At 36.6% G+C, this 24,164-nt stretch carries 24 protein-coding genes and 2 pseudogenes; 24 read left to right on the top strand and 2 right to left on the bottom strand.

Going from position 1 to position 24,164, the window contains the following annotated elements; genetic code table 11:
• Window positions 1-6: 6 nt before the first annotated feature.
• From EHLA_RS07060 to EHLA_RS06970, 21 genes and pseudogenes are all read left to right on the top strand, one after another.
• Window positions 7-1,290 (top strand): hypothetical protein, encoded by a 1,284-nt coding sequence (locus EHLA_RS07060; protein WP_055039880.1) that lies wholly within the window; start codon window positions 7-9, stop codon window positions 1,288-1,290.
• Window positions 1,290-1,892, top strand: a complete 603-nt coding sequence (locus EHLA_RS07055; protein WP_055039879.1) for a response regulator — start codon at window positions 1,290-1,292, stop codon at window positions 1,890-1,892. The genes EHLA_RS07060 and EHLA_RS07055 overlap by 1 nt, the downstream gene beginning before the upstream one ends.
• A 268-nt stretch (window positions 1,893-2,160) precedes the next feature.
• Window positions 2,161-2,856, top strand: a complete 696-nt coding sequence (locus tag EHLA_RS07050; RefSeq protein WP_015529886.1) for a transposase — start codon at window positions 2,161-2,163, stop codon at window positions 2,854-2,856.
• A gap of 96 nt (window positions 2,857-2,952) precedes the next feature.
• Window positions 2,953-3,120: a hypothetical protein gene (locus EHLA_RS16595; RefSeq protein WP_015529887.1), complete on the top strand. Its 168-nt coding sequence runs from the start codon at window positions 2,953-2,955 to the stop codon at window positions 3,118-3,120.
• Between the two features lie 544 nt (window positions 3,121-3,664).
• Complete coding sequence (locus EHLA_RS16410) at window positions 3,665-3,817, top strand: hypothetical protein (RefSeq protein ID WP_015529888.1); 153 nt, start codon at window positions 3,665-3,667, stop codon at window positions 3,815-3,817.
• 325 nt (window positions 3,818-4,142) lie between these two features.
• On the top strand, window positions 4,143-4,616 hold the full coding sequence (locus tag EHLA_RS07045; RefSeq protein ID WP_172677211.1) for a sigma factor-like helix-turn-helix DNA-binding protein: 474 nt from the start codon (window positions 4,143-4,145) through the stop codon (window positions 4,614-4,616).
• 244 nt (window positions 4,617-4,860) lie between these two features.
• The gene (locus EHLA_RS07040) at window positions 4,861-5,043 is read left to right on the top strand and encodes a hypothetical protein (RefSeq protein WP_005344284.1); all 183 of its coding nucleotides are present in this window, start codon (window positions 4,861-4,863) and stop codon (window positions 5,041-5,043) included.
• A 150-nt stretch (window positions 5,044-5,193) separates the two neighbouring features.
• Window positions 5,194-5,601 carry a type II toxin-antitoxin system PemK/MazF family toxin gene (locus tag EHLA_RS07035; protein WP_055039877.1) on the top strand — a complete coding sequence of 136 codons (408 nt, stop codon included), beginning with the start codon at window positions 5,194-5,196 and terminating at the stop codon, window positions 5,599-5,601.
• Window positions 5,555-5,803 (top strand): DUF6870 family protein, encoded by a 249-nt coding sequence (locus tag EHLA_RS07030; RefSeq protein ID WP_015568866.1) that lies wholly within the window; start codon window positions 5,555-5,557, stop codon window positions 5,801-5,803. The genes EHLA_RS07035 and EHLA_RS07030 overlap by 47 nt, the downstream gene beginning before the upstream one ends.
• Before the next feature lie 108 nt (window positions 5,804-5,911).
• The gene (locus EHLA_RS07025) at window positions 5,912-7,603 is read left to right on the top strand and encodes a recombinase family protein (protein WP_055039876.1); all 1,692 of its coding nucleotides are present in this window, start codon (window positions 5,912-5,914) and stop codon (window positions 7,601-7,603) included.
• A 1-nt stretch (window position 7,604) separates the two neighbouring features.
• Window positions 7,605-9,296: a recombinase family protein gene (locus tag EHLA_RS07020; protein ID WP_055039875.1), complete on the top strand. Its 1,692-nt coding sequence runs from the start codon at window positions 7,605-7,607 to the stop codon at window positions 9,294-9,296.
• Window positions 9,293-10,870 carry a recombinase family protein gene (locus EHLA_RS07015; RefSeq protein WP_055039874.1) on the top strand — a complete coding sequence of 526 codons (1,578 nt, stop codon included), beginning with the start codon at window positions 9,293-9,295 and terminating at the stop codon, window positions 10,868-10,870. Before EHLA_RS07020 ends, EHLA_RS07015 begins: the two co-directional genes overlap by 4 nt.
• A gap of 121 nt (window positions 10,871-10,991) precedes the next feature.
• Window positions 10,992-11,162, top strand: a pseudogene (locus EHLA_RS16215) (tyrosine-type recombinase/integrase); the annotation flags it as partial.
• 180 nt (window positions 11,163-11,342) lie between these two features.
• Window positions 11,343-11,795, top strand: coding sequence for a low molecular weight protein-tyrosine-phosphatase (locus EHLA_RS07005; protein ID WP_096240003.1), 453 nt, complete (start codon window positions 11,343-11,345; stop codon window positions 11,793-11,795).
• Window positions 11,796-11,911: 116 nt separating this feature from the next.
• Window positions 11,912-12,316: a C-GCAxxG-C-C family protein gene (locus tag EHLA_RS07000; protein WP_021906162.1), complete on the top strand. Its 405-nt coding sequence runs from the start codon at window positions 11,912-11,914 to the stop codon at window positions 12,314-12,316.
• A 204-nt stretch (window positions 12,317-12,520) separates the two neighbouring features.
• Window positions 12,521-13,762 (top strand): ammonium transporter, encoded by a 1,242-nt coding sequence (locus tag EHLA_RS06995; protein ID WP_096240002.1) that lies wholly within the window; start codon window positions 12,521-12,523, stop codon window positions 13,760-13,762.
• 49 nt (window positions 13,763-13,811) lie between these two features.
• Window positions 13,812-14,168 carry a P-II family nitrogen regulator gene (locus EHLA_RS06990; protein WP_096240000.1) on the top strand — a complete coding sequence of 119 codons (357 nt, stop codon included), beginning with the start codon at window positions 13,812-13,814 and terminating at the stop codon, window positions 14,166-14,168.
• 205 nt (window positions 14,169-14,373) lie between these two features.
• Entirely contained in the window at window positions 14,374-15,561 is a 1,188-nt protein-coding gene (fliB, locus tag EHLA_RS06985; RefSeq protein WP_021906165.1) for a flagellin lysine-N-methylase, read from the top strand.
• A 21-nt stretch (window positions 15,562-15,582) separates the two neighbouring features.
• Window positions 15,583-16,152 (top strand): hypothetical protein, encoded by a 570-nt coding sequence (locus tag EHLA_RS06980; protein WP_021906166.1) that lies wholly within the window; start codon window positions 15,583-15,585, stop codon window positions 16,150-16,152.
• A gap of 185 nt (window positions 16,153-16,337) precedes the next feature.
• Window positions 16,338-17,141 (top strand): zinc ribbon domain-containing protein, encoded by an 804-nt coding sequence (locus EHLA_RS06975; RefSeq protein WP_096239998.1) that lies wholly within the window; start codon window positions 16,338-16,340, stop codon window positions 17,139-17,141.
• Window positions 17,142-17,236: 95 nt separating this feature from the next.
• A complete protein-coding gene (locus EHLA_RS06970; RefSeq protein ID WP_096239996.1) occupies window positions 17,237-17,848 on the top strand; it encodes a GH25 family lysozyme in 612 nt (203 codons plus the stop codon).
• A 135-nt stretch (window positions 17,849-17,983) separates the two neighbouring features.
• Here EHLA_RS06970 and EHLA_RS06965 read toward each other — a convergent pair whose 3' ends face one another.
• Window positions 17,984-18,757 (bottom strand): HAD-IIA family hydrolase, encoded by a 774-nt coding sequence (locus tag EHLA_RS06965; protein ID WP_096239995.1) that lies wholly within the window; start codon window positions 18,755-18,757, stop codon window positions 17,984-17,986.
• A gap of 340 nt (window positions 18,758-19,097) precedes the next feature.
• Between EHLA_RS06965 and EHLA_RS06960 the strand changes: the two genes are divergently transcribed.
• Entirely contained in the window at window positions 19,098-20,150 is a 1,053-nt protein-coding gene (locus EHLA_RS06960) for a galactitol-1-phosphate 5-dehydrogenase (RefSeq protein WP_096239993.1), read from the top strand.
• A gap of 43 nt (window positions 20,151-20,193) precedes the next feature.
• Complete coding sequence (locus EHLA_RS06955; protein ID WP_096239991.1) at window positions 20,194-21,690, top strand: FGGY-family carbohydrate kinase; 1,497 nt, start codon at window positions 20,194-20,196, stop codon at window positions 21,688-21,690.
• 256 nt (window positions 21,691-21,946) lie between these two features.
• Here EHLA_RS06955 and EHLA_RS06950 read toward each other — a convergent pair.
• A pseudogene (locus tag EHLA_RS06950) lies at window positions 21,947-23,336 on the bottom strand (transposase).
• 167 nt (window positions 23,337-23,503) lie between these two features.
• Here EHLA_RS06950 and deoC point away from each other — a divergent pair.
• Window positions 23,504-24,154 carry a deoxyribose-phosphate aldolase gene (gene deoC / locus EHLA_RS06945; protein ID WP_096239989.1) on the top strand — a complete coding sequence of 217 codons (651 nt, stop codon included), beginning with the start codon at window positions 23,504-23,506 and terminating at the stop codon, window positions 24,152-24,154.
• Window positions 24,155-24,164: the final 10 nt, after the last annotated feature.

The following is a 24,164-nucleotide window of genomic DNA, read 5'->3' as shown; positions in this document are numbered from 1 at the left end:
AAGAGTATGAAGAGTAAGTACAGCATATATATTCTGCTCCATATAGCTATAATTGTTATGTGGAGTTTTTTTTATAAATTTAATTTGATTACAAATGATGCTGTAGAGATAAATGCATTATCTATGATATTGTTAGTTTGTTTTATTAGTGCATTATATGTATATATTATGACATCACAAAAAAAAACAGATATAGTGGATAGTATTGATTATACAGTTCCTATATTATTCTGTAGTTCCATGATACATAGAACAGGTATTATAATTTTTGAAATCGCATTTGTATTATTTTTATTGTATAAGGCAAGGAATTTATTAGCCAGGAAAAGATATAAGGAAGAAATAACTGTTCTTATTTCTTATTTTTTGGGATTGCTTTTTTACATTAATCGGTTTGTCCTTTTTTCTTCGTTTATGATAGTATTGGGCATGGCGGTAGATATTTTTGTTAAGTATAAATGGATAAATTTCAAATATGTACATATACTTCCGACTTCTGCAAAGAAGTCAAAATATATTTTAACCTTATGGATACCACTAGTAGTATATATATCTTATATTTTTGATTGGGATTCATTTTGCCTTAATATGATTTTCCAGGTTTTTATGCTATTGTTTGAAATATTAACTATGATACATATAGAGGATAGGCAAGAATTTTATAGAGAAATAAGTTCCTTTTTTTTCTTAACAAAGTATATAAATACTGAAAGAGAGAATTTTTCAAGAATACTTCACGATGATATTGTCCAGGATATCAGAGCATCTTACAATTTATTAGCATTAGAACAACCGGATATTGTGCTATCGAAAAAGGTTTTATTAAATCTGGAAGATCGTGCAAGGAAAATGATGAATTTTTATTCGGCAAATATTTTTCTGGAATATGGTGCCTATATTAATTTAGAAAATATGTTAAATTCTATACAAGCCATATATCCAAATAAGAAAGTTCAATTAAAAATTGATATAAATGAAAAAGCAGAAAAATATCTAAAAAATAAAGTGCATTTAGAAATGCTGTTACAGATTAGTAAGGAATTGATTAACAATATTTTTAAGCATTCCAATGCGACTTATATCAAATACGAAATAAAATTGGACGAAAATATGGTGTTAATAATTAACTGCAAGAGTGATGGGGCGAGTGCAATAGATTATGAAAATATTTTCAAGTCTAAAGGTGGTGTGCTACTTTTGAGGGTGCTTGTAGAGGCAAACAATGGGAAATTGACATATAATTATTCAAATGGCATTTTATGGTCTAGTGTCGAGCTGGAGGTAGATTAGTGAAAATTTTACTATTTGATGATCATAGATTATTTGGAGAGAGTTTAAAGAAATTACTGATAGAGAGTCAATTTGTATCACTTTGCTACTATGTTGAAAGGGAGAATGATTTTTTCCGTACGTTTCGAGAAAAAGAATTTGATATTATTCTATTGGACATAAATTTAAAGAATAGTTCTGAAAAGAATGGATTTGAAATATTGGCAGATATATTATCAATTAATCCAGATTCAAAAGTAGTTATACTTTCTTCGTATGATATGCCTATATACAAAAAGATGGCATTTGACAAAGGAGCTGCGGATTTTATAAATAAGTCTGTTTCTATGGAGGAATTAGTAGAAAGATTAAAGAGAGTTCTTTGTAATAAAACATATTATAATAAAATTCCAGATATTGAGGTATTAACAGAGAGGGAAATTGAAATATTACGAGCAATTTGTAAGGGGGATATAAAGAAGAAAATAGCAAAGAATCTTTTTATAAGTGAACGTACATTATATAACCATATTCAAAATATTTATGATAAACTTGAAGTATCTAATACAGTTGAAGCTTATAACAAAGCAATAAAGCTAGGATATATTGAGCCATTAATGTAATCTGTTCCGAATTTAAGTATTTTTTACTTTTTTTGATAGAATTGTAGGCAGATAATTAACTATAAATGAGCAAGTTCGTGATTTTGCATAAAAGAGAGACACCTTGATTCCGTGTGTTGTATAATGAAAGTACCTAAACAAACATTTGCAACATTTACGAAAGAAGGTGTCTCTCGCAAATACTATACATCATTCTACATTCATATACAACCAGCTTAAGAAATTAAACTTATACAAATTTTATTCCAATCGAGTGATAAATCATCTTATGAGCATTCTGATCAGCATATTTCTTTTAGGATACCATGGGAAAACCACGGACTTTGCTAAAAACAGTTCCTGTCACAGGACTACGATCGCACATTTCCTTAATTCAGGAAAATGGGATGATTCCTCACTTTCAGATACGTTAAAACGTTCTGTTATAGAGATTATTTATTCAGAAGCAGCTCGCACCGGAAAGCCTTTTTTCTGTATTGTAGATGATACGACAGCTTCAAAAACAAAGCCTTCGTCACAGGCTCTGCATCCAATTGAAGACGCGTACTTTCACCAATCCCATTTAAAGGGGAAACAGGATTACGGACACCAGGCAGTTGCTGTTATGCTTTCCTGCTGGTATACTTCTGAAAAAATAATCAACACTTTCGCAGCCGGAGGATTTCATACCATAGGTGCACTGAAAACAAACCGGATGCTTTATCCATTTGGATTCAAAAAGAAACTTAATGAGTTTGCTGCTTTTTTAACGTCCACACGTTCCAATTTTCGCCTTGTGACAGTGAAAAAACAAAAATATTACGTGTATCGTTATGAGGGAAAACTCAACGGTATTGAAAATGCCGTAGTTCTTTTAAGTTATCCGGAAAAAGCATTTGGAAATCCAAAAGCACTGCGTGCTTTTCTCAGTACAGACGTTTCATTATCATTGGACGAAACACTGTCTTATTATGTCTGCCGGTGACCGATAGAGGTATTTTTTCGCCAGTGTAAGAATAAACTGGCACTGGACAGCTATCAGATACGTTCTGCACAGGGAGTCCGAAGATACTGGCTTCTTATGTCAATGGCACATTTTATGTGTGTGACAGGGACTGGTGAATTCTGTTCTTTTGAAAAAGGCTACCACCGGATTGGAAGCATTATTCAGACAGAAAAGTATCAGTATCTCTTCCAACTTGCAAAAGGAAGTAATGATTTTAAGGCATTTATGAAGTTAGCAGGATAATTTTGTGCAATTTTTCAAATTTGCTCATTTATAGTATATTTCTTAACTTCCTGTAAAATTAACTCTCGTTCCAAATAAATGGCTTATTTATGCGGTTTGTGCGTGTTATATCGTTAACGACACGAGAATTAATTAACTCTCGAGAGTTAACTTATAAAACAGTCACAAATCCATTATTATAAGGTTCTCGTACAGTCGAGAGTTAATTCATCAGGAAGTTAACAATATTATACACAGGATCTGTTAATGTACATATCAGGATAACTGCTTCTGGATTTAAGCTCGAGATGTTCATGGAAAGTTTGTATTAAGAGGGCCTCTGAAAATGAGGTCCTCGATATTTTTATCAGAGTATTATAATTGAAAAATAGTAACGAATTTATGAAGTATCTCTGATTGTGCAGATTATGTACCAGAAGTTTGGGCTGGGATTACTGCTTGCAAGAAAGGGAAAAGACTGGTATCGGATAGGATTAGTATTAAAGAAAAGTTCTTTTATTCGATAAAGTTTTCTACGGACAGAGGATATGCGACGAGCCTTGGTATGAATATATATCTATGGAAAGAGGATATTGAAGACGGAGCGTCGGTGATGACAGTCGAATACAGACCTGTAGAATATGGAAAGGATTATGATGTTGTCAATAATCCTGATATATTTGAACTCTATATAGATGGAAAAGAAGTAAAAGAATAGCAGGGTGAACTTTTAACACCGAAATATGTACGATTTCTGTTATGACATGAACTTATGGGAACGTATTGCGGATACTTTGTGAACTTTATCCTGATACAATGATTATGCTGATGAAAGAGGGCATAGATAACTGAATACAAGAAAGAGACAGAAGCCTCAGTAGTTAAGAAAAACTACTGGGGCTTTTTTTCGTGCCTGAATTTATCAGCCAATAACTGCGGATGTGTCCCGGCAGGATGAAGGCGGAGCAGGCATGATCCTAAACAAAGGTCCTCCTTCCGAATTTGAAACGAGCAACAAGATTTCAAATTCAGGAGGAACGGATATGTATATTGAACACCCATATTTTTACGAAGGAAAGTATTACGCAAATATTGATGGAGAAATGATCGAGATTACAAAAGAAGTTGCGTATGCGATGAATAATTTTTACAGAAGCAGCAAGGCAAAAAAAGTTGAGATTAAGAATGAACTGGGTGAGGTTGTGGATAAGATGCTGAGAGAAGTACCTTACAGCGGTCAGTCCATTGATGGAGAAGGCTTCATGATTGAGGATTTTCCAGATCTGAACTGTGATGTGGAGCACTGTGTACTGACAAAAATGGAACAGCAGGATATTCACACAGTGATCAATCAACTGAACTCAGAGGAACGCATGATTATTTATGGTATTTTCTTTGAAAACAAGACACAGACACAGATGGCGGAGATTATGGGGATTTCCAGACAGATGCTGTCATACAAGTTGAAATCCACTCTTAATAAGATGCGTGAAATGTATATGAATAAATTTTTTTAAAAAATTTTTCAAAATCTTTTGCATCTGCCAAAGTCATTTGACTTTAGTAATTAGAGGAAGTTAAAGGACTTCCTAAAATGAACCATGATAACTGAATATCCAATAATAACTGACGTGACATTTCATGCAAAGAGCACGAGGAAGATGCCGCTATAGGATTATAAGACAAAACAAAGATTTTTAGTTCAGTCCGTAATGCTGCGAAAAAGCACTGACCGAAGCCAGCTGGCAGGCTGGTGATGCGATGATATGTATGAGATGCGATACACTTGCAGATCCTGAGAAGTCTGTAACTGGTAAACCTATGAACTGCTGGAGCCTGGAAACGAGAGTTTCCGGGTTGTGGTCCGGAGTATGCATCCGGGCAGGTTATTATTCCCTTCCTGCATATGCGGGAGTAACGATTCGGGGTATCGAGGATAAATAGAATCGAGCGAGCACTGTTTAATAATCAAATTGGCTATAGAGGTTATGCGGCAGAGCTTTCCGTCTTGGAAAGGAACTCTGCCGTATTCCTGTGGAGCTAATATAGCGCTATGAATGCTTTACAAATAAAAAAGGATTGGAGAGATGACAAGTGACGATTCGAAGAGGAGATATCTTATGGGCGGATCTCGGTATGTTCCCGACAACTTCGGTTCAGGGTGGAGTAAGACCGGTGATCGTAGTAAGTAACAACAAAGCTAATACATACAGTTCAGTCATTACAGTAGTTCCGCTGACGTCAAGAATATATAAGAAGCGGTATTTGCCAACACATGTATTTATCAGCAAATATGATATGACGGGAATCCGAAAAGGAAGCCTGGCACTGGCTGAACAGGTTATGAGCATTTCTACGAAATGTATTATTGAGAAATGCGGAAGAGTGAACAAGTGGAGCCTGGATCGGGTACTGAAAGCAGTACAGATTCAGATGGGAATGGAAGGAGAAGGGCATGACGGCAGAGGAATACAGAAACTATCTGGAGCAGGATTTCAGTGATGTAGATATCAATGAAATGACTGATCTACGGATGATAAAAGCAGACAGAAATAAATCGCTTCAGGAACGGAGAGATATTTTTCTGAATAAAGTAGGAAATCCATATTTGGTCCGGATCGGCAATATGAAAGTAAAAGTCAGATTTGCCAATAACGGTATATCTATGGAGCAGGCATTTGAGAATATGCTTCTGAGTGTCTGAAAAAGTACTGGCAAGATTGAGGGGACTGTGTTAGAATGTCGGTAAGGACAGATTATGCAGCCCCCTTTTATTACATGGATTTTCTGACGTAATAAAAGGAGGTAAGATATGTATCAGAATATCAATAAAATCTATCATGCCGCCATCTATGTCAGATTATCTAAAGAAGATGGCGATATTTCCAGTTCAGCAAAACTGGAAAGTAACAGCATTTCTAACCAGAAAGCTTTGATTCTGGATTTCCTGAAAGACAAAAAAGATATAGAAGTTGTTTCAGTCCGAGTTGATGATGGCTACTCAGGCTCTAATTTTGAGCGCCCAGCATTCCAGGCAATGCTGGAAGATATCCGGCGTGGGATTGTAGACTGCGTAGTGGTAAAAGATTTATCACGATTTGGAAGGGAATATATTGATTCTGGGAAGTATATCGAGAGATTATTCCCGGCTCTTGGTGTGCGTTTTATTGCCATCAATGACAATTATGACAGTCTCAAGGGAAAGAATCAGGCAGACGAAATTATTATCCCATTTAAGAATTTAATCAATGATGCTTATTGCCGTGACATTTCTATTAAGATCAGGAGTAATCTTGAGATTAAGAGGAAAAAAGGCGAATGCGTGACTCCGTTTGTAGCTTTTGGATACAGGAAGGCAAAGACAGATAAGCATAAATTAGAGATTGATCCATCTGCAGGCAGTGTAGTACAGGATATTTTTAAGATGAAGCTGCAGGGAATGAGTCAGGATGCGATTGCTAATCGTTTAAATGAACTGGGTATTCTTTCCCCATTTGAGTATAAAATCAGCAGTGGCAGTCATTATGAAACAGGCTTCCGGCAGAAAGAACAGGCACTTTGGAGTTCCGTTACCGTCCGCAGGATACTGGAAAACGAGGTTTATATCGGAAACCTTGTGCAGGGAAAAAGGACGACACCGAACCATAAAGTGAAGCAGACTTATGTGAAACCGGAAGATGACTGGATCCGGATTGAGAAAAATCATGAGCCATTGGTGAGTGACCGTGATTTTGAAATTGTTCAGAGACTTCTGGGCATGGATACACGTACTTCGCCTGACCAAAAGCAAGTATATCTGTTGTCCGGAATTGCTGTATGTGCGGATTGTGGTGCACCTATGACAAGAAAGGTTTCTACTGTGGCAGGGAAAAAATATGCTTATTATCTATGTTCCGCAAATAAAGAAACAAAACGCTGTTCTAGTCATAGAATACCGGAAAAGGATCTGGAAGATGCCGTACTGGTGATGCTGAAACAGCATATCCAGAATATCCTGCACCTGAAAAGAGTCCTGGAATTTGTTGGTACTGTGCCATTTCAGGAGATCAATATGAAGAAGCTGCAGGACAGGCTGGAGAAGAAAAAACAGGAGACAGAACGTTGTAAGGAGTTACGGATGATGCTCTATTCGGATATGAAAGAGGGCATTGTATCAAAAGAAGACTATGTAGAGCTTCATGCAGCCTATGGAAAGAGGCTTAGAAATGCGGAAGAGAGTATCCGTGCAATCCAGAAAGAAATGGATAGTGAGCTGGAAAAAGCAGACAATGCCAATACCTGGCTGGATTATTTTGTGAAATATCAGGATATTGAAGAACTGTCCCGCACAGTGGTGGTAGAACTGATCAGGAAAATCAGAGTATATGATAAAAAGAATATAGAGATCACTTTTGATTTTGATGATTGTTATCAGACATTGCTGAATCAATTACCGGCTATGGGAGTTGATACGGTAATAGATGATGATAATAATCTGCAGGTCAAGGTAAAGGAGGTTGTATAAAATGGCACGAAAGAGTAGGAAAAACATTCCGGAAGTAGTCGGCAGTGCAACCGTCCAGACAGAGGTGAGAAGACCATTCCGGGCAGGATTGTATGCCAGAATTTCAATGGAAACAGAAGAAACATTAGAAAGAGGGACGATAGAAACCCAGGTGGAATTGATGAAAAACTTTGTAGCAGATACGGAAGATATTTCGGTTGCGGAAGTTTATAAGGACTCAGACTATTCAGGTACAAATTTTGACCGTCCTGGATTCGTACAGATGATGGAAGATATCAAGCATGGAAAAATCAATTGTGTTATTGTAAAAGATTTGTCCAGACTTGGAAGAAATTATGTCGAAACCAGCAACTATATTGAACGAGTATTTCCGTTTTTTCATGTAAGATTCCTGGCTGTGACAGATGATTTCGATTCCTTCAGAGAGGGTGTGGATCTTACAGTTCCACTGAAGAATATTATCAATGAGTTCTATTCGAAAGACCTTGCCAAAAAGAGCAGCAGCGCAAAAAAAGCTCTTTGGAAAAAAGGAAAATTTACAAGTGCCTGGGAACCGTATGGTTACAGAAAGTCAGAAGAAGACCATCATCAGCTGATCGTTGATGAAGAAGCTGCAGAACATTTGAAAAGTATATTTTCTATGTATATGGATGGCAGGAACTATAGTGATATTGCAAGACAGCTCAATAAAGATGGAGTTTTATCGCCGACTTTACAGAGAAAATTCTATAAAACCGGTGAAAAGCCGCTTCCGGAGTCAAAACCCTGGAACAATTATGAAGTGAAACGAGTTCTTCAGGATGTTCATTGCACAGGTGATTCTGTATTTGGAAAATATCAGCAAAGTGTTTTCCAGGGAAATAAACAGAGAAATCGACCAGAGAGTGAATGGGTGCATGTGGAGAACACGCATGAAGGGATTATAGATAGAGAGTTGTTTCAACAGGTACAATCTAAAATCCAGGAATATACGGAAGCTTATAAGAAGAAACATCAGCAGAACAATGGAGCTATTAGAAACCATAATTTCTATACAGGAAAGATATGGTGCGGAGGCTGTGGCAACCGCATGACGTTGTCCAGAGAAAGAAATGGCACATTCTTTTATATCTGCGGAGCCAATACTAACCATAAATCCGGAGGAAAGCAATGCAAAGGGCACAGAGTCAGAAAAGAATATGTGGATGACGATGTTCTTCGCCTGATTCAAACGCATATGAAAACCGTATTGGATACAGAAAAAATGATTCAGGAAATGAATACAGCTTCCAAAAATCAGACACAGTACCTGCTTTTGGATAAAGAGGTGGGGAAACTTCGACGGGAACTGAGCCGTATCAGTAAGCGTAAATCGGATTTATATGAAGATTACTCAGAACGTTTGATTACAGAAGAAGAGTACATACAGTTTTCTCGGATCTATTCCAATGAAATTGAGAATATCAAGAGCCGTCTGGACACTGTATTGGCGGCACAGGTTCGGTATTCCCAGAATTACCACATTGAAGAAGGCTGGGGAAATGTGATACATACTTATATGTCAAAGCGTAAGCTGACAAAAGAAATGGCAGATGCCTTTGTGGATTCAATTATTATCCATGGTAAGTATGATTATGAGATCAAGCTGGTATATGACGATCAGTTTGCAGATTTACAGAAACTAAAGAAAGAGAAGGAGGCGCAGTCAAGATGACAGATCTTAGAAAAACAGCTGTTTACATCCGTTTGTCTGCAGAAGATGACAATGTAGATGGCAGAGCCAAAAAAGAGAGCGACAGTGTAACTTCTCAGAGAATTCTGTTAAAATCATTTGCAATTGATGAGCTGGGTGTAGCTGAGTCGGATATTCTGGAATATGTGGATGACGGTGTCAGCGGTACTCATTTTAAAAGGCAGGGATTTCAACAGCTGCAGGATGACATGAAAAGCGGAGAAATCGGCTGTGTAGTTGTGAAAGACTTTTCCAGATTTGGAAGAGACTATCTGGAAGTTGGATTTTATATTGAATATATTTTCCCACTTCTACAGATTCGATTTATTTCGATTAATGACAGCTATGACAGTGCAGCAAGCAGCGGAATGACTGGTGGAATGAATGTAGCATTGCAGAATCTGGTATACAATATGTATAGCCTGGATTTGTCCAAGAAAATTTCATCAGCATTGCAGACAAGAACGAGAAATGGTACACGCCTTCCGGTAAATGCCAGATATGGCTATAAAAAAGGAAAAGACGGAAGACTGGAAGTTGATCCGGAGGCTGCAAAAGTCGTGAAAATGATTTTTCGGATGGCAGCGGAAGGAACAAGTTTTGCAGATATTACAAGGGAATTGAACAAACAGGCGATTGCCACTTGTGATGAGCAGAAATTATCAAGAAGGGATCAGGTGCAGTTCCAGAGGTTTGACACGATTAAAAAGAAACACTGGAGTCCTACGACAGTAGCGGCAATTGTCCGGGATGAGATTTATATTGGAACCAGAATCTGGGGAAAAACACGTTGCAGTATGCATACCGGTCATAAAGCAGTTCTGAATGATGAAACAGAATGGGTTCGCCTGGAAAATCATCATACGGCAATTATAGACAGGGCATTGTTTGAAAAAGCAAATGAAATGCATCCGAAAAAGAAGAGAAGTGTTGCGGAATCACGTACCAATTTTACTCTGGAAAGGCGTAAAAAACAGCCGGCATTACTGATATGTGCCAACTGTGGGCATTCTTTACTAAAAGAAACGGAGCATCTGCTAAAATGCTCAGATGCTCGAACCAATGGAGATCCTGTGTGTCGAAGTCTGGTGATCCGACGGGAACCGCTGGAGGAGAATATCCTTGGGCTTGTTCATCAGTATGCAGCGTCAATGTTGGAAAAAGAAAAGAAAGTATCTTCCAACAGGCAATGCGACTACAAAGAGATCAATACCGCAGAATTGCAAAAACAGAGCCGACAGTTGACCTCGGAAAAGATGAAACTCTATGATGATTACAAAGATGGTCGTATAGATCGTGATTCGTATAAGCAGAGAGCAGGAAAGATAAGTGTACAGCTGGAGGAAATAAAACGAAAGATAGAAGATGCGGAGAATAGTAAAAAGCTTCTTGAACAAAATGAACTTTCTGATAAAATAAAACTAAAAGATTTCTTGGGAATTCAGAAGTTCGATACAGAGAAGCTGCGTGAGATTATCAAGGTGATCCGTGTTCATAGTCAGGATGAAATCGAAATCGAATGGAATTTTGACGATATTTTTTCAGAACAGAGGTAACTTGAGCAGGACAAGAATGACTTACCAGAAGATAATAAAGGTGCTGGGACTACCTGATGGAAGCGTCAGATAGTCTTCGGCAGAAAAAAATAAAATTTTTTTTGTCCTATACTTGACACATCCATATGTATGCCGACACACCTATTGTTCAAATATGGCAAAATCCGGAATGAATCCAAAAGCATTGTAATATTTGATGGGCCACTCAGATATCAGCGTAACGCTAAATACATATACGCATGTAAATCTTAAAGATGCCGGAAAAGAAGTTGCCCGAATTCGGATTGTATAATGATAATTTTTAATTGAAAATAGCAAGGTGTAAAATATAAAAATATGCAGCTTATTTTACACCTTTTCGCGGTCATAATATGCTATATTATACTTAGATATCCCAAACAAATTTTTTAACAATGTGTCAAAAAGTAACTAAAAATCACTAAATATTAAGAAATGCGAGGTTATAAAAGTTATGATTAAAGTATTATTCATATGCCACGGCAATATATGTCGCTCTCCGATGGGTGAATTTATTCTAAAAGATATGGTAAAAAAAAGAGGATTAGAAGATTCTTTCCAAATCTCTTCTTGTGCTACCAGTCGTGAAGAAATTGGAAATCCGATGCATCCGGGGGCGAGGGCAAAGCTTGATGCAATGGAAATTCCTCATACAAAGAGGCAGGCAAGACAGCTGACGAAACAGGATTATGAAGTTTATGATTATCTGTTATGCATGGATAAATGGAATATCAATAATGTAAAACGCATTATTAATCATGATCCGAAGCATAAAGTGCATCTTTTACTGGAATTTGCAGGGAAGAAAAGGGATATTGCAGACCCATGGTATACGGGTAATTTTGATGAAACTTACGAAGATCTCATTGAAGGCTGCGAGGCGTTTCTCGAAGAGCTAGGTGTATAATTAATATTTTATGAGAATATTTTTCACTATGCAGGATATATGAGATTGTGTTAAACTAACAACGAAAGATTTTAATATAAAGTACATGAATGAGGTATAAAGGGAGGATTTTACAAATGAACAGAGCAGAAAGAGCCGCAGAATATCATAAAAAAGGATATAATTGTGCACAGGCAATCGTATGTGCATTTTGTGACAAAGCAGGACTAGATGAGGAAACGGCATTCAAGGTATCAGAAGGTCTTGGTCTTGGTGTCAGTGATACTTACGGAACTTGTGGAGCGGTGACAGGAATGGCTCTTATTATGGGAATGGCGAATAGTTGTGGCGATTTGGAAGCGCCAGTTTCTAAAGCAGATACTTATAAAAAAGTAAGAGAATTAAATGATAGTTTCCGCAAGAAAAATGGTTCTACAATTTGCCGGGAATTAAAAGGAATGGATACAGGCAAGGTACTTCGTTCTTGTCCTGGCTGCATTGAAGATGCTGCCAAAATATTGTCTGAAAAATTAGGTGAATAGTTTCTATTTATTAATAAAATTAACCAAACATGAGCTTTTTAATTATTTTCTCTTGAAAAAAGATTAAATATATGATAATATTCGAAGCATGACAAGGGTGTCTGAAGTATAATAATTATACTTTAGGCGCCTTTTTTATTTTCCGGAATATTTTTTAATTAATGATGAATCATCAAAGAAAGAGAAGAAAGGACATAAATAATTATGAATACAGGAGATACAGCTTTTATGATGATATGTGCAGCGCTTGTCTTTTTTATGACACCGGGGCTTGCATTCTTTTATGGTGGTTTAGTTCGAAGAAAAAATGTTTGTAATACAATTATGGCATGTATTGCTATTATGGGGCTTTCTGTTGTAATGTGGACGCTTTTTGGTTATTCGTTAGCTTTTGGAGGAAATCATGCAGGAATTATCGGTGATTTCCGCTGGTTTGGTTTAAATAATGTTGGAATGAGCGCAGGACCTTATGCAGATAGTATTCCTCATCTTGTATTTTGTGCATTTCAGATGATGTTTGCTATGATTACCCCGGCTTTGATCACTGGTTCCTTAGTTGGTCGTATGAAATTTAAAGCATTATTTCTTTTTGTAGCAATATGGTCAGTTATTGTCTACTATCCTATGGCACACATGGTGTGGGGCGAGGGAGGATTTCTTGCGGCAATCGGTTCTGTTGACTTTGCCGGCGGAGATGTTGTTCATATCAGTTCAGGAGTAAGTGCCTTAGTACTTGCCATTATTCTCGGAAGAAGACGAGGCTATGAACATACGACTTATCGAATTCACAACATCCCTTCTGTTGTCCTTGGAGCAACGCTCCTTTGGTTTGGCTGGTTTGGTTTTAATGCAGGCAGTGCATTAAAAGCTGACGGACTGGCAGCGCACGCATTTATGACTTCGGCTATTTCTGCAGCAGCAGCTCTTCTGTCCTGGATGTTTATTGATGTAGTAAAAAACAAAAAAACTACATTAGTTGGTGCTTCAACAGGATTAGTTGTAGGACTTGTCGCTATCACACCTGGAGCAGGATTTGTTCCAATATGGGCATCCTTTATTATCGGTGCGTTAGTCAGTCCAATCTGTTACTTTGGTGTAGGATTTATTAAGAAAAAATTAAAGATAGATGATGCGTTAGATGCTTTTGGATGTCATGGTATTGGCGGAATCTGGGGTGGTATTGCAACTGGTATTTTTACTAAGTCTTCCATTAATCCTGTCGCAAAGTGGGATGGTCTGATTTATGGAGATTATCATTTATTTGCTGCACAGATTATCGGAATTATATTTACGATTGCCGTTGCTGTTGTCGGTACATTAATTTGTGTTGCAATTGTCAGAATATTTACTCCATTACGTGTAAGTGTTCGTGAAGAACAGGTTGGTCTTGATATTTCTGAACATGGAGAGAGCGCTTATCCATCCTTTAACGGACTTGACCAGTAATATAAATACTATTCGTATGCAATTTCAGAAAAACAGGAGGAATAGAAATATGATGATAAAAGTTGAGGCTTATGTCAGAGAAGATAAATTTGAAGATGTAAAAGCCGCTTTAAATGCGATTGGTGTAAATGGTCTTACTGTATCCCAGGTAATGGGATGTGGTATCCAGCGAGGATATAAAGAAATTGTTCGTGGTATGCAGGTTGATATGCAGATGCAGCCTAAAATTAAGTTTGAAATCGTTGTTTCTTCAGAAGAATGGGAAGCAAAAACGATTGAAGCGATTGAAAAAGCTGCCTATACAGGAGAACCTGGCGATGGTAAGATATTTACGTATGAGGTTCGTCATGCTCAAAAGATTCGTACGAAAGAAACTGGATATGATGCGATTCAGGCAACAGAATAATAAGAAGAATAATAAAAAGGGGCTATCAGAAAATAGATAGTTCCTTTTTATTTTGGACAAAATGATTATTAATAGATTCGGATTCATCAAGATAAAACATCATATGGATTTCAAAATTTGTTTTTTTGCGCTATAATATAGTCTGTTCTATTTGTACAGAAAAAACGAATTATTTATGAAAATTTTGAAAAGAAAAGGAAAAAAGATGAAATATTTAAAACCACATTTTTATGACAAGTTTATCTGCACAGCAGGAGATTGCCCAGATACCTGCTGTGCAGGATGGCAGATTATGATCGATGAAGAATCTTTGGAACGTTACGGAAAAGAGGCAGGCGAATTTGGAAGACATCTGCGTAATTCAATTGATTGGGAAAAGGAGTGCTTTTATCAGAATAACCGTCGGTGTGCGTTTTTAAATGAGGAAAGTTTGTGTGATCTTTATAAAGCATTAGGACCCGATGCGCTCTGTGATACCTGTAAATCCTATCCAAGACATACGGAAGAATATGAAGGGCTTAGAGAATTATCCTTATCACTTTCTTGTCCAGAAGCAGCAAAAATCATTTTGTCCTGTAAAGAACCTGTTCGATTTCTAGAAGAAGAAACAGATGAGGAAGACGATTTTGAAGAGTTTGATTTTATGATGTTTTCCCAGTTAGAAGATACTAGAGATGTTCTGTTTTCTATTTTGCAAGATCGTTCTATTTCATTGACGCTCCGTATGGAAGTTTGTGAACAGCTGGCAGAAAGTTACCAAATCTGTATGGAGGAACAGCGAGAATTTGATATTGATAATCTTTTGCGAGAATGTAAGCGTTATCAGAAAGAAGGTCATTTGCAGGAATTCGTATTGAAATGCCTTGCAGGAAAGGGGGTTAATGCCGCATCTCTTCATCAATGGGAACGGCAAAAAGAAGAATTACAGATTCTTCGGCATCTGGAACGCCTGCGTCCGGAATGGAATCAAGTGCTTGATGGGGCTGATAAATGGCTTTATAAGACAACGAAAGAGAATTATCATCACATTTGTAATGAATTTCACGAAATGTATGGTTTGTTGAGTATTCATAAAGAAGAGTGGAAAAATATAGGCGAACAATTGCTGATGTTCTTTGTTTATACATATTTTTGCGGAGCTGTTTACGACGATATGGTTTGTTCTAAAATGGAACTGGCATTATTTTCCGCTCGCTGGATTCAGGAATTTTTAATCGTTCGTTGGTTAGAGAATGGAAAAAAACTTTTCATGAAAGATGTGGAAGAAATTTCCTGGCGATATGCGCGAGAGGTTGAACATTCAGATGAAAACTTAAATACATTAGAAGACTGGCTGTTTGAAAAATATGCACCAAAAGGCTGTATAAATACAGATGGCTGTGATATATTGTAATAAATAAATGGAGGCAGAATTATGTTAAATAATAAAAAAAAGAGATCAAATCTTGAGATGTTTATGAAGCTTATAACAGGATATTTTAATAATAAAGAGCAGTTTGAAGAGATGCAAAAAGCGGGAAAAATATATCCATATGCCGAGCATGTTAATACAGTCTGTAATGACAAGATTAAAAATCTTCCAGTGGATTTTCAGGGAAAGTTTCTTGTAGAAGAAAGCTATTATGAAACAAATGGAAAGAAACATGCATCTCCCCATATTTTTTTATTTACAGAGGAAAAGGAAGGAATTTTACTTTCATCTTATGAAATACCGGCGGGAGCAGATAAAAATACATTTACGTATGATTCCATGCTGCCGGTAGAATATAGTGAATTGAAGAAGTCGGAAAAATTTACACCGGCATTATATGTTGAAAATGATGGTATTTGGGAAGGTGGAAGTACAAGCCAGTTTACACCGGTTATGAAGTTTAAATTGTGGGAACGTTTTTCAGAGACAGGTTTGGAAGTAGCCGAGAGTATGGAAGTAAATGGAAAAAGAACGTTTGGATATGATGTTCCAATTCTTTATAAGCGTGCATAAATGAATGTAATAATAATTTGGAACCATTTGCACAAAGAGAGATATTATAACGACAAGTAGATAAAGAAAATCAAACGTAGTAGTGTATAAAATGAACCCGGTAAAAATCAGGAAACTTTGCCCCTTTTCTTTTTTACAAAATTAGTATATGATGATACAAGATATTTGAAATGAGGTGAAGAACAATGATTTGTAAGAATTGTGGCGCACAGACAGAGGGAAACTTCTGCAATAACTGTGGAGCTCCACTTCCGAAAGAAGTAGCAGGTAATAATGAATCTATGGATGCAGAATATAAAGTATATAATGAAGAAGATGCGCAAAAGGAGAATCAGCAGCAGAAGAATGTAAAAGTTACAATTAAAAATAAAAGAGGAGGTTCTTCAAGAAATACAAGAACCACTCAGACAAAAAGAAAGCGCCGCTCCGCTTTAAGTGCTGGTGGAGATGCTGTATCAAGCGCGGCTTCTACAGCCGGAACTGTTGTAGGAAAGAGTGTAAAAACAGCCGGAAATCTGCTTTTTACAGGACTTCATTGGCTCTGTGCACTTCTGATGCTTGGAATTGTACTGCAGATTTTTAGAAATGTCTTCAATTATACAAGCATAGGCGCAATTATGGAACTTCCTTCCTCAAGAGACATTAATAGTATTATATTTGTTGGAGGCAGTGCCTTTTTCATTCTTTTTGGAATTATAGAAGCCTTATGGATTTTAGGTTCTAAAAAAGTAATGGATATGGGTGTTCTTAGAAATATTGACACCGGAAGAGGCATTTTTGCCTTCGGATTATTTCTAATTATTACGATACTTGCCCCATTTATTGATGGCTTTCTTTCTCTTGGATATAACGGTATAGAAGGTGAGGGTGGAAGATGGATCTTAGATGCTTTTACAGGAAGTAAGACGATACTTACTTTTGCGGCAGCCGGATTAATCCTTTCCTTTGTTCGAAAGATGAGGGGAAGCATCAGAGGAATGATCGCATAGATAAAAGGATTCTGTTTTTAAATTTTAAAATCAAAATGCACTGATTTGCATATTAATAAATAAAACAGGTTTGGCAAAGTGTTTTGGAACATGTTATGAGTAAATATTATCCAGATATCAGTCATTATCACCCAGTACGAAACTGGGATACTGTTAAAAGAAGCTGTCCCTTTCTTATTATGAAAGCGACACAGGGGATTTCCTATATCGATAAAACATTATACACTAATATAAAAGAATGTGAAAAAAGAGGAATTCCATATTGGTTGTATGCATTTCTAAACCGAGGAAAAGAAGTTGACCAAACCAGATTTTTAGTCGAGGTCTGTAGAGAACGAATAGAAAAACATTTTGTAGGGTATGTGCTTGATGTGGAATCAGGCAATGCAGAAGCAGATATAGAAAAATCTCTCGATTTTTTAAAGAGACAACGACATAAAATGATGCTTTATACGATGTACTCAGAGTACGAAATGTATAAACAAGTAATTTACAGACGACCAAGGAATTGTGCGTGGTGGGAAGCTCGTTATGGATTAAATAATGGAAAATATAATCCTCGCTACGATGTTCATAAGGGAGCAGACCTTCAGCAATTTACGTCTAATGGATTTTGTCCGGGAATATCCGGAAGAGTTGATTTAAATCGGATTACAGACCAGGGAAAGAGTGAAAGATGGTTTCGGAATTCTGGAAAACGTAATTAAAATAAGAACCGCCTGTCATAGTAACTATAAAGATAGCCGCTATGACAGGCGGTTCTTATTTTTTTCTTTTGATTCCTTATAGGAACGCGTTTGATACCAGATTGCTACACGCCTTATCGCAATCTTCAAAAATAATTAGATCGCAATATCTCCTACCCCATTTAAAATAAGTCTTGGGCGATATGGAAATTCTTTGATAGTTGCTCTTGTGGATACTCCTGAAAGTACTAAAGCAGTATCAAGACCAGTTTCAATACCAGCAATAATATCTGTATCCATTCTATCACCAATCATTACTGCCTCCGAAGAGTGCACACCTAAAATTTGTAAACCCGTACGCATCATTAATGGATTCGGTTTACCGACATAATAAGCCTTTTTTCCTGTAGTTGCTTCAATCGGTGCAACAAAAGCACGACAGGCAGGTGCGATACCACCCTCAATAGGACCAGTAATGTCAGTATTTGTTGCAATTAATCGGGCACCTTTATTTACAAGATTCATGGCAGTAATAATATGTTCATAACCATAAGTTACAGTTTCTCCTACAACAACATAATCCGGATCCACATCATTAATTGTAATTCCGGCATCATATAAAGCATTATAAAGTCCATGATCTCCAATCACATAAGCGCTGCAGCCCGGAGCCTGAGATTGTAAAAACTTCGCTGTAGCTAATGCACTTGTGTAAAAATGTTCCTCTCCAATTTCCAATCCCATACGATATAATTTATTCTGTAATTCTTTGGGCGAGCGACTGCTTGCATTTGTAAGAAAAAGAAATTGTTTTTCCTCTTTTTGTAACCATTCAACAAACTCTTTTACACCCGGAAGAAGTTGATTTCCATGATAAATTACACCATCCATATCGCAGATAAAGCCTTTTTTTGCTCTTAAACTTTCCATAGCTGTTTATTCTCCTTTTTACAATTATAACCTGTAAATATTTTCAATTCTTAAATATAGTCTTCAAGCGTATTGTAACGATTTATTTCGTTGTTGTAAAGTGAAAAAAGAGAAAATAACACTATTTTCAAACATTTTACAAAAGACATACGTGTTTTATATACAAATACGTGGTTTAAGATTTTATATATGCAACAAATTTCATTTATAAACATATATAGAAAATAATTTTATTTTTCTGTTGACATAATTCTTTATAGATGATATGATTACAACAAGGTGAAATAAATATTAATAATATATTATATTTGCAACAAATTGCATTATGGAGGGCTGAACAATGAAAGCAGTAAGAATGTATGCACCAAGAGATTTAAGAGTAGAAGAAGTAGATATTCCGTCTTATGCATCAGATGAATGCCTGATCAAGGTGATGGCTGTTGGTGTCTGTGGTTCTGATATTCCTAGAGTGAACCAATATGGAGCACATGTTTCTCCGATTATTGTAGGGCATGAATTTGGAGGACAGATTGTTGAAACAGGTGCTGATGTAACCAAATTTAAAGTAGGGGATAAAGTAACCTGTCCACCGCTGATTCCATGTTTCAAATGTAAATATTGTGAGATAGGAGAATATTCTCTTTGTGAAGACTATGATTATTATGGTTCAAGAAGAGATGGTGCATTTGCTCAATATATCGCAGTAAAGGAAGGAAATCTTCTGAAAGTAGATGATAAAGTCTCTTATGAAGATGCAGCTACAACAGATCCTTGTGCCAATGCATTACATAGCATGATGATTGGTGAATTTAAACCAGGCGATTCTGTTTGTGTTTACGGTGCAGGTCCAATTGGGCTTTTTGCAGTTCAGTATGCAAAGATCAAAGGCGCTTCAAAGATTATCGCTGTTGATGTCTGGGAAGAAAAGTTAGAGATGGCGAAGAAGAACGGAGCCGATGTTGTTATTAATTCAATGAAAGAAGATGCGGTCGCAAAAGTTATGGAAGCAACGGGTGGTAATGGAGCAGATATCGTTATTGATTATTCCGGTGCACCGATTTGTCAGAAGGCTGCAATTAATTCCGCAGCAAAACTTGGCAAGGTTGTATTTTTAGGAATTTCCCATCAGGGATTAGAACTATCCGAAAAAGAAGTAGATAAGATTTTACGAAGAGAACTTTCCATTAAAGGTTCCTGGAATTCCTTTGGAAAACCATTCCCAGGAAGTGATTGGACGGGTGCGGTAGATTTATATGAAAATCATGGAATGACAGCAAAAGATATCATTAGCCACCGTTTATCTTTAGATGAAGCACCAGCAATGTTTGAAAAGATTGCCACAGAGAAGTTCTTCTTTAGCAAAATTATGTTTTATCCAAATGGACAGGAGTAAATATTATTAGGTAAAGAAGAAAAAGTGAACAGGGAGGTTACAAATGAGTAAATATTTTATGGGTGTAGATGCGGGAACACACGGTGTTCGTGTAGGAATTACAGATGATCATGGACAATTTATTGCAATGCACGAAGTAGAACATCCAACCGAATATCCAGTTCCCGGACGTGCAGAACAGAATGCTGAGCATTGGTGGGTTGGTTTGAAAGAAGCATTAAGAGATTGTTTAAATGAAATTACAGAAGAGCAGAGAAAAAATATAGTTTCAGGTTGTGTATGTGCCACTTCATCTACAGTTGTACCTGTAAATGAAGATATCAATCCGCTTTCTCCTGCCATTTTATGGATGGATAATCGTGCGGTAGATCAAGCAGATCGTATAAATGCAACGAAGCATCCTGTATTAAAATATTGTGGTGATGCAGATTCTCCAGAATGGATGATTCCTAAAGTATTATGGATTAAAGAAAATCAGAAAGATATTTATAATAGAAGTTATAAAATTATTGAACAGCTTGACTACCTTAATTATAAACTATGTGGTGTATTAAGTTCTTCTATATGTCAGGCAACCTGTAAATGGAATTATGTGGAATCCGAAGGTGGTTATCAAAAAGACTTCATGGAAGCAATTGGATTAGAGGATTATGAAGAAAAAATGGTAACACGAGTAGACAAGATTGGAACCTACCTTGGAAAAATCTCTCCAGAATTTGCAAGAGAATTTGATTTGAACCCAGATATGATTATTGTTCAAGGTGGAGTAGATGCACATATGGCAATGTTTGGATTAAATGTTATTGTTCCAAATAAAATAGGTGTTATTATGGGAACGAGTTTTGTACATCTTTGTCTTGCTGAAGAAAAAAAAGAGTATAAAGGAATATGGGGTCCATATGATGGAGCAGTTATTGACAAGTTATGGCTCTTGGAAGGTGGACAAATTTCTGCTGCTTCTGTACTTGACTGGTATCAGAATAATTTCTATCAAGGAGATAGTTATGAAACAATTATTCGCCAGGCAGAAGAAATTCCTATAGGATGTGATGGTTTAGTAGCATTAGATTTCTTTCAGGGAAATCGTACTCCATATAAAACGGCAAGAGCAAAAGGTGTTTATTATGGATTAAAATTAACACATACAAAAGCCCATTTATATCGTGCATTATTGGAAGCAGTCGCATTTGGAACAGCAAATATTATTAAAAACTTTGATGATCAAGGTTATCCAGTAAATACCTTGATCGGATGCGGCGGTGTTACAAAAAATCGTTTATGGATGCAGATTATTTCTGATGTAACAGGTAAACCGATTATTGTAAATAAAGAATTGCAGGCAGGAGTTCTTGGATGTGGAGTTGTAGCTGCTGCAAGCGCTTTATATGAGGGTGATTTTCAAAAAGCAGCAGATGAAATGGTGCATACAGATGTAAAGATTGAACCAAACATGGAAAATCATAAAAAATATGAGAAGATTTTTACCAAGTATTTAAAATTATACGAAAATCTTGCAGAAATGATGGAAATGGATAATTAAGATATAAATAATAATTTTTACTTTATGATATATGAATAGGTAATTGCGAAACTCGCGATGCTCGTTCGCAATCTTGAACTTAAACAGGGAAGGATTCGTGCTTAGCACGAATCCTGGAATAAAAAGTGGATAACCGGACATTTTAGGCGCACTTTAATAAGCCCTCGGCTTTATGGAGTTGGTAAGTCCTAGGCTATGAAAGATTTTAAACTTCTGATGTATTGTCGTTGATGGATTTTGTCGGCAACAACTACAGTTAATAACTGTGATATACCAGCAAGAAGTAAATCTGCATGAAGTGTTTTTTCGTTTGTTGTTTTTCGGTTAGCGACACAAAAACTGTCTTTAAAGTGGTTGATTGATTTTTCAACATTTACTCGGATTTTGTAAGTGTCATCCCATTCCTGTGAGCCACGCTCCACGCCGGGGTATGCTCTAAGGTTTTTTTCGGGATAAACGTAAATCATTCTGCCACAGGAAGAAGTTGTACATGGATTATCGCAGTGGCACACCCGTCGTTTTGATTTGTCTTCACGATTGTATTCCCATTTCATTTTGGGACACACAAATTTCATGGTCGGAAGATTACTTCTTAAGTGAGACTTGCTACCTTCCCGTTTCATAGGGAGTGAAGGATCATGAGGACAGCAGGGAATACCATTTTCATTGAATGTATAATCCACGTTATCCAGTGAAAGTTTTACCTTTAAAGGAATAAATGCTTTTTGAAATTTAAAATCTTCAAATAAGGATTTGTAGATTTCAATCGTATCAAAGGCAGCATCCCCAAGAAATATCTTGGGATTGATAAGAGGGTGCCGTTCTTTGAAATCTTTAAGGGTTGGAATCAAGGCTTTCGAATCGGCAAGTGATTTATCTTCATCAGGAGATTTTGATTTCTTTTCAACAATGATGTCAGGGTGAGAATCCAGATAATCCTTGTTATAAAAATCAATGGAGCGAACAATGCCAAGTCCATTGGTCGTAATGCCAAATTTATAAGCATAGCAGAAATGACCATTCACATACTGTTGCTTTACTTCATGGTTAGCAGCGGCGGATGCAGGCATAGAGGCATAGGCTGCCTTGTAAGGATCATAAGAATCATCGAAGTTATGAGCTTTAGCATAGGACTTAAGCTGTTTAATAATGCGGTTGGCGTATTTGGGATTGTTTTCAGTCACATATGCTTTAATCCCTGAAGTATCAAACAAAAGCATAGAGGCGAGATTACCGTTAATGTCCTGGCAGATTGGTTCTGTGATATCTACGAGATTATCAAAAACTGATTGTAAGTCCATTAAAAAATCCTGTTTGAAACGAGTGATTTTTGAAGCGTCAGGAACTTTAGTAAAGCCACAGAATTCCCTCAGATGTCTGGAATAATGAAGGAAGATTAACAGGAGGGAATCTGTTGGAATAGAAAAGAGGCGTTGAATAATCAAAGCCCAAAGCATTGCATGCAAAGGATATTTACGATTTCTTCCAGTGGATGCGTAGTAATGCTTGTAAAAAGAAGTCGGAATAATTTTATCAAGGTCAATGTGATTTTCGAGCAGAGTAAGGAAATGAGGTTTGTCAGATTCATAAATATCTTTACAATCTTCAAAAATATCTGCCAAAGAGAGTTGTTTTTGTGGTATCATAGACATATCTCCTTTCGGGGCGTGATTTATGGTTTCTAGTCAACTCCATTATATCACAAACCGTGAGGAGATTTTTATTTTTAACAACAAAAAAATGACGTATTTATGCGACTTGTGGCGTTTCGCAAACGCCTAATGATATATGAAAAATAAAAGGAGAAAAAGCAATGACAAAACAGGAAATCTTAAGACATATTGATCACACGCAGTTAAAGGCATTTTGTACATGGGAAGATATTAAAAAACTTTGTGATGAAGCAATTGAGTATAATACCGCTTCTGTATGTATTCCACCATCTTATATTGAGAGAATCAAGGAAACTTATGGCGATAAAATTAATATTTGTACTGTAATTGGATTCCCGCTTGGCTATAATACCACAGAAACAAAGGTATTTGAAGTAAAAGATGCCATTGCAAAGGGTTGCAATGAAGTGGATATGGTTATTAATATCGGGGACGTAAAAAATGGACATTTTGATAAAGTAGAAACAGAAATTAGGACATTAAAAGAGGCCGCCGGTGATAAAGTTCTGAAAGTAATTGTGGAAACCTGCTATCTTACTGAAGAAGAAAAGATTAAATTATGCCAATGTGTTACAAATGCAAAAGCAGACTATATTAAGACTTCTACAGGCTTTGGAACAGATGGTGCAACAATTGAGGATATTCGTCTGTTTTCTAAGAACATTGGTCCTAATGTAAAAATGAAAGCGGCCGGAGGAGTAAAGAGTCGAGAAGATTTAGAAATGTTTCTGGATGCAGGATGTGATCGAATTGGAACAAGTTCTGCAGTAAAAATGTTAGAAACAGAGTAGGATATATATA

This window comes from Anaerobutyricum hallii (genome assembly GCF_900209925.1).
GTDB classification, from domain to species: domain Bacteria; phylum Bacillota; class Clostridia; order Lachnospirales; family Lachnospiraceae; genus Anaerobutyricum; species Anaerobutyricum soehngenii.
The sequence above is the reverse complement of the archived record's forward strand: the minus strand, read 5'-3'. Positions and strand labels throughout refer to the sequence as shown.